This window comes from Streptomyces sp. TRM68367 (assembly GCF_014495685.1).
Taxonomy (GTDB): domain Bacteria; phylum Actinomycetota; class Actinomycetes; order Streptomycetales; family Streptomycetaceae; genus Streptomyces.
The window spans coordinates 1-6,950 of record NZ_JACTVI010000187.1 but is presented as its reverse complement, the minus strand read 5'-3'; the positions used below and the strand labels follow the sequence as shown (position 1 = coordinate 6,950).

General features: G+C 72.3%; 5 protein-coding genes. All 5 read left to right on the top strand.

Annotated features, from left to right (window positions below; all coding sequences use genetic code 11):
- Positions 1–686 precede the first annotated feature (686 nt).
- Positions 687–1,886 carry an XRE family transcriptional regulator gene (locus H8R17_RS43940; RefSeq protein ID WP_187828768.1) on the top strand — a complete coding sequence of 400 codons (1,200 nt, stop codon included), beginning with the start codon at positions 687–689 and terminating at the stop codon, positions 1,884–1,886.
- A gap of 539 nt (positions 1,887–2,425) precedes the next feature.
- A complete protein-coding gene (locus H8R17_RS43935) occupies positions 2,426–3,415 on the top strand; it encodes a malate dehydrogenase (protein WP_187828767.1) in 990 nt (329 codons plus the stop codon).
- A 192-nt stretch (positions 3,416–3,607) separates the two neighbouring features.
- Positions 3,608–5,362 carry a hypothetical protein gene (locus H8R17_RS43930; protein WP_187828766.1) on the top strand — a complete coding sequence of 585 codons (1,755 nt, stop codon included), beginning with the start codon at positions 3,608–3,610 and terminating at the stop codon, positions 5,360–5,362.
- A 2-nt stretch (positions 5,363–5,364) separates the two neighbouring features.
- On the top strand, positions 5,365–5,718 hold the full coding sequence (locus H8R17_RS43925) for a hypothetical protein (RefSeq protein ID WP_187828765.1): 354 nt from the start codon (positions 5,365–5,367) through the stop codon (positions 5,716–5,718).
- A 10-nt stretch (positions 5,719–5,728) separates the two neighbouring features.
- Complete coding sequence (locus tag H8R17_RS43920) at positions 5,729–6,706, top strand: hypothetical protein (RefSeq protein ID WP_187828764.1); 978 nt, start codon at positions 5,729–5,731, stop codon at positions 6,704–6,706.
- The last annotated feature ends 244 nt before the right edge of the window (positions 6,707–6,950 follow it).

Below are 6,950 nucleotides of genomic sequence, written 5' to 3'. Positions count from 1 at the left end.
AGGTGGACTGGCAGTTCACCACCCACGATGCACGCATCAAACTGCGTCACCTTTATCCCAAATATTAGCCGCGACAGTCTACTAGTGCTCCGGCTGGCAACGTTTGCCCGTCAAGGAGCGGCGTCCGGTGCGTGCACTCGGCGTGCCGGCCGGAAGTCCTCGTACTGGATGTACTTGGGCTTTCGGCCGGTGCGGCGAGAGGGCGTGCCGGGCGTCGCGACGGGGCGAACGTTGCCTGCCGGGCACTGGGCCGGGACCCGGCCGCTCGTGAGCGACGGCGGTCCGTCCTCTCCCCCGAGCGGGGACGGGCCGCCGTCGGCATCCACCCTCCGGCACGGTGAGCGGGCTGTTCAACGGCTGTCAGGGCGCTGTGGCACGGAAGTGACCGTTCCGGCACGTGGGGGGGGTGTGCGGGGCGTGTGCGCCTGGCGTGACCGTACATGTACGTTCTGTGTGTCGATGTCTTGACAAGTTCGCGGATCTGCCGCGAAGTGGTTCAAGGGCAGGGCTGGCGTGGGCAATCGGGACGTCCGGGGCGTCCCGACTGCCATGATGCTCCCGTGCGCCCCCCCGGGAACTGAGATCCTTGTCGGGCGCATCCCTGTGGGTAGCCGAGAAGGGGATCGGCCACGGGCACCATGCGCGGGCGAAATACCAGCACGACCGGGGGAATGAGGGGGGAAGCAATGCCTCGTTGGAGGGCCTTGCCCGATGAACTCGATCCGCAGATCGAGGAGTTCACGACCGCGCTGCGGCGGCTCGTGGACCGCAGCGAGCTGAGCATCGCCGCGATGGCGGACGCCACGGGTTACAGCAAGACGTCCTGGGAGCGGTATCTCAACGGCCGGCTGCTCGCGCCCAAGGGGGCGATCGTGGCGCTGGCCGAGGTCACCGGGACCAATCCCGTGCATCTGACCACGCTGTGGGAGCTGGCCGAGCGCTCGTGGAGCCGGTCGGAGATGCGGCACGACATGACCATGGAGGCCATCCGGATCTCCCAGGCGCGTGCCGCGCTCGGGGAGCTGGGGGGCTCGCAGGCCGACGGCAAGGGCGGGCGGGCCGCCGCGCGCAAGGGGGGCCGCAGCGCCGCCGCGGTCACGCCCGGGATCGCCGGGCCGGCGGGGGTGGCTCCGACGGTGCCGCCACAGCCGACGGCTCCGGAGGTGCGGGATGCAGTCGTTCGGGATACCGGGGTGGACGGGGCGCGGGACGGGGCTGCGTCGTCCGGTAACTCCTGGGGGGTGGCCGCGTATCACGGGGCGGCGGGTGGTGCCTTGGGTGCCCCTGGCTCCGGCGTTCCGGGTCCCGGCGGTCCTGGCCGTACGCCGGCGCCTGTCGGGTCGTATGGCGAACCGCCGTTGCGGGATGCCCGGCCCTCGCGTGGCGGTGACTCGGGTGGGAAGCGGCGCGCGGCGACGTTTCTCGCGGCGGCCGTCGGTGTGCTGGTGGTGATCGCGGGGGCCTTCTACCTCACCGACGTCGGCGGGGACGACAACAAGGGCGCCGCTGCGCCGCCCTCACCCTCCGTCAGCAGCAATCCCGACCTTCCGGCCGGGGTGAAGTGCAGTGGTGAGAGCTGCACGGGCAAGGACGCGGAGAGCATGGGGTGCAGTGGTGACCTGGTGACCACGGCCAAGACCGGGACGGTGGGGACGGCCGTGGTGGAGGTGCGGTACAGCGAGACCTGCCGGGCGGCCTGGGGGCGGATCACCGGGGCGGCGCAGGGGGATGCGGTGCAGGTGACGGCCGGTAAGGCGAAGCAGGACGCGAGCATCAGCGCTGCGGGCGACACGATTGCGTACACGCCGATGGTGGCCGTGAAGGGTGCGGGCGAGGCGAAGGCGTGTGCGGCGTTGGCGTCCGGGGAGAAGGGGTGCACGGAGTGAGGGCGGTGCCGGTGCGGTAGCCCTCCGGTGGGTGGGTGTCGCCTGCCCGCGCCGGCGGGGTGCGGGTTGACTGCGTCGGCTGGGCCGCGTTTGCCGGTTGCCCGGTGTTGGGGCTGGCCGGGGGTGGGTGTGCTCGCCGGCGCTGGTGGGGTGCCGCTGCGCCCACCCGTGCCGCCATAGCGGCACGACTGCCCGCAGCTATGGCGGCTGTGCGTGCCCGCGGCTGGGGACATTTCCGGGGGTGCCGACGCATGGGTGGCCGAGAGTCGGGCACGCGACTGGTACCCCCACGGGAGTCCGGCTTGGTCGGTACCCCACCTGGCGGTCGCCCTGATCCCCCTCTCCCGGACGGGCGGCCGCCTCTTTCGCAGGTCATCGGGGTGGGGCGGGGTGGGGCTGTGGGGCGGGCCACACCGCCCCGGCCGTGCGGGGCGGCGGAGGCGCGATAGCCTGACCGCTGGATCTCTCTTGACGCCAAGAGATCGATCATCCGCCCGGGGCAGGGACGCCCCACCGCCAGCTGTCATACGGAGAACGCCATGACCCGCACTCCCGTGAACGTCACCGTCACCGGCGCGGCCGGCCAGATCGGTTACGCCCTGCTCTTCCGCATCGCCTCCGGCCAGCTGCTCGGCGCGGACGTGCCGGTCAGGCTGCGGCTGCTGGAGATCACGCCCGCGCTGAAGGCGGCCGAGGGCACGGCCATGGAACTCGACGACTGCGCGTTCCCGCTGCTCCAGGGCATCGACATCACCGACGACCCGAACGTGGCCTTCGACGGCGCCAACGTCGCGCTGCTCGTGGGTGCCCGGCCCCGTACCAAGGGCATGGAGCGCGGCGACCTGCTGGAGGCCAACGGCGGCATCTTCAAGCCGCAGGGCCAGGCCATCAACGCCCACGCCGCGGACGACATCAAGGTCCTGGTCGTCGGCAACCCGGCCAACACCAACGCGCTCATCGCGCAGGCCGCCGCCCCCGACGTACCGGCCGAGCGGTTCACCGCGATGACCCGCCTGGACCACAACCGCGCGCTGACCCAGCTGGCGAAGAAGACCGGTTCGAGCGTCTCCGACATCAAGCGGCTCACCATCTGGGGCAACCACTCCGCCACCCAGTACCCGGACATCTTCCACGCCTCCGTCGCCGGCAAGAACGCCGCCGAGGTCGTGAGCGACGAGAAGTGGCTCGCCGAGGACTTCATCCCGACCGTCGCCAAGCGCGGCGCGGCGATCATCGAGGCCCGTGGCGCGTCGTCGGCCGCGTCCGCCGCCAACGCCGCCATCGACCACGTCTACTCCTGGGTCAACGGCACCGCGGAGGGCGACTGGGTCTCCATGGGCATCCCGTCGGACGGTTCGTACGGCGTCGCGGAGGGGCTCATCTCCTCCTTCCCGGTCACCTGCAAGGACGGCAAGTACGAGATCGTCCAGGGCCTGGAGATCAACGAGTTCTCCCGCGCCCGTATCGACGCCTCCGTCAAGGAGCTCGAGGAGGAGCGCGAGGCCGTGCGCGGCCTCGGCCTCATCTGAGCCCACTCCGGCCTCCGCAGGGCCCCGCACCGCTCGCGCCGGTGCGGGGCCCTGCGCGTGCCGATGGAAAGGAAACTCACCCGTACGGCTGAACCACGACCATCCGGTTCTGCCGGAACGTGCTCGTCCGCTATGCTGACGCACCTTCAACTCGGCTTTGCTCAGGGACATTTCACGCATCGGGGGAGTGGCGTGAGTACCGCATACGTGCCGCAGCAACCACAGCACACGGGCGCGACACCGCCCGACCTCCCGCCCACGCCACCGCACGCCAGTGAGGCCACCCGGCTGCTGTGCGCGGGCGCCTATCTCGATTCCGGTTACCGCGACCGCGTCATCGAGCAGCTCTACCTCAACGAACAGCGCGTCGTCGCGCCGTCGCTCGGCTTCGACGCGGCCCGGGTGCTCGCGCACGCGCTGCGCGCCCGGCGCCAGGAACTGCAGTGGTCGGCGGCCATCATCGGCCTGTGGGTGATCGGGGCGCCGCTCAGCGGCGGGCTGCTCGCCGGGCTGCTGTGGCCGAGCCTGCTGCTCGCCGTCGCGCCCCTGATCCGGGGCCGTGCCGCCCAGCCGCCCTGGTACCGGGGGCTCCTCGCGTTCCTCGTGCGCTGGTGGGGCCGTGTCCTCGTGGCGATCGTCCTGGCCGGACTGGTCGCGGCCGCGTTCGGCGGCGCGGGCGACGATTCCTCCTACGACTACGGATATGGGTCCTCGTACGACCCTTACGGTTCCGCCGACTCCGGCACGGGCTTCCTCGGCGAGCTGCTGGAGTCGCTCCGGGACGCATTCGCGGCCGCGGTCGAGCCGTGGCAGGCCTGGCTCGGTCTCGCGGTGCTGGCGCTCATCGGACTCTGCGCGAGTGCGCAGCGCACCCAGTTCACCCGCGCGCTCGCCGGCGAGCTGTCCCCGCAGCGCTTCCCGGACGCGACGAGCGACCCGGCGGAGCAGGGCGGGGGGGAGCGGTTCCGGCGGCTGATGCAGCGCATCCGGCTGGAACAGCACGCGCCGCTGGTCATGTACCACGAGGCGCGTCCGTTCTGCGGGGCGGGCGCGGAGGTCGAGACCTGGGTGCTCGCCGTCGAACTCCGGCCGGACGAGGAGAAGAAGCAGCAGCCGCTCAGCAACCGCGTGATCCTGGACCGGATCCGGCCCCTGCTCGATCAGCTGCGGGTGCCCGCCGAGTACGCCGGCCCCGGCGTGCGCGACCGGCTGCGCCGCCTGGAGATCGACGAGTGTGTGTTCCTGCCCGTCGAAGGGCTCCTCTCCCGCGACCAGGCGCCCTACAGCCCGGCGGCGTTCGAGGAGCACCGGGCGCGCGCCGTCGAGGAGGGCGGCGAGAAGCGCCGGCACTTCCTGCGCATCCGCGTCGGCGGCTGGGAGGAGGAGCTGGTCGTCACCGTCTTCGTGCGCCTGCACACGCAGGGCCGGATGCTGGTGCTGGAGATCGCCCCGCACGTCCTGACCCCGGTCCGCGCGGACTTCAAGGACGCCGACCGTACCTCGCACCGGTTCCGCACCAGCAACCTGGTCGGCAAGGTGGCCGGCGCGGCCGCCCTGGTGCCGGGGTCCGCAGGCCGGTCCCTCGTCTCGCTCGGCCGGGGCGCGGTCCACGTGTGGCGGCTGCTGACCGGCGGCTACACGGGCGCGCTGCCCGACGGTCCGGCCCTCTCGGTGCGGGAACTGGCCTCGGTGCCGGCCGGGTCCACCTTCCAGGAGATGGACGTCGCCCGGTACCTGCGGAGCATCCAGGACCGCATCGGGCGCGGCGTGCGGCTGGCACTGGCCGACGCGGGCTACGAGACCGGCGAGTTCGTGCAGAAGATCGTGAACATCAGCAACGGCGCCGTGCACATCGGCCGGGCCGACAACTCCTCCTTCGCCTTCGGTGCGGGCGCCCGCGCCGAGACCACGACCGGCGGCTCCGAGCCGCGGAAGGGATCCGACTAGCGATGGCACCCGACGAGCCCAGGGTCAGCATCGGCCGGGCCGACAACTCCGCTTTCGCCTTCGGCGCGAACGCCCGCGCCGAGACCCGTAACGCCGCCCCGGCGGGGCGCGACGAGGCCGCCGAGGAACTGCTGACGGCCGTTCGGGAACTGCGTGCCGATCTGGCCCGGCTGCAGCAGAGCGAGCAGACCACGCAGCTCGACGCCGCCCTCGCGGAGACCGAGGGCGAGATCACCCGGACCGGCGCGGCCGGTGAGGGACGGCTCCAGCGGCTGCGGGCGGTGCTCACCGACGCCCAGAGCATCGTGACGCTGTTCGCGTCGGCCGGGACCGTCGCCGGACTGCTGGGAATGTGAGAGGGACGCGATGAACGGGGGACCGCGGTACTGGAACGAGGACACCCAGCGCTGGGAGGACGGCACCGGCGGCACCGCTCCGGTCACACCGCCGCCCCCGCCACGCCCGCAGTTCCTGCCGCCGGTCCCGGACGGGCGGCAGGACAGCGGGACGCCGACCCAGGGTGAGCAGGCCGGTGCGGGGTACGACACCTGGTCCAACCCTGAGCTGCCGAACGGCGGGGTCTGGCCGCCCGCGGATCCGACGGCGCCCGTGACGCGGGGACCGGGCCGCCGGCTCGTGTGGTCCGTGCTGGGCGGGGCCGTCGCGGTCGGGGTCGCCGTGGCGCTGGTGCTGACGCAGGTGGTCGGGGACGACGGCGAGGACGGCGGCTCCGGTGACGACAGGGCGGCCTCCGTCAGCGCGTCGCCGAGCGGCGGCGTGCCGTCCGGCGCGACGGAGACCGGCACGGGCAGCGCCGGACCGGCCGACGGCGCCTCCGCCTCCCCGTCCGACCAGGTGTCCGGCCTCCCCGCCGGCTACGAGCTCCACACGGACGCCGAGGGCTTCACCATCGCCCTGCCGCTGGGCTGGACACGCGAGTCGGTGGCCTCCCAGTACGGCATGGACGTGGTCAACTACCGCAGCGCCGACGGGTACCGCCGCCTCCAGGTGTACGAGGTGGCGGAGGCCTCGCCGGAGGAGTCCTTCGACCTGTTCCTCTCCGACGGGACGCCGAAGGCCGACGGCTTCGAGCAGGTCGCCCTGGAGCCGTTCGACGACGGCGGCGTCACCGGCATGCGGCTGGAGTACCGCGCCGACGCCTTCCGGGGCGAACCGGAGGTCGGCAGCTGGCACGTCCAGGACGTGCGCTTCACGGCGCCGAGCGACGGCAAGGTGTACGCGATCGCCGCCTACGGCCCCGCCGGCGACGGCGTCGACCCCGAACTCGGCCTGGTGCTGACGGCCGTGGCCCACTTCTGCCCTCCGGACACGATCTGTGACTAGTGCCCCGGCAGGCAACGTTCGCCCCGTCGCGACGCCCGGCACGCCCTCTCGCCGCACCGGCCGAAAGCCCAAGTACGTCCAGTACGAGGGCTTCCGGCCGGCACGCCGAGAGCACGCACCGGACGCCGCTCTTGACGGGCAAACGTTGCCTGTCGCGGCACTAGTGGTGTGTCGCTGCTTAATTACGGTGTGTCTGGTTGGGAGGTTGGTGTCTGGCAGATTCCTTCCCCTTTGCCAGACAGGG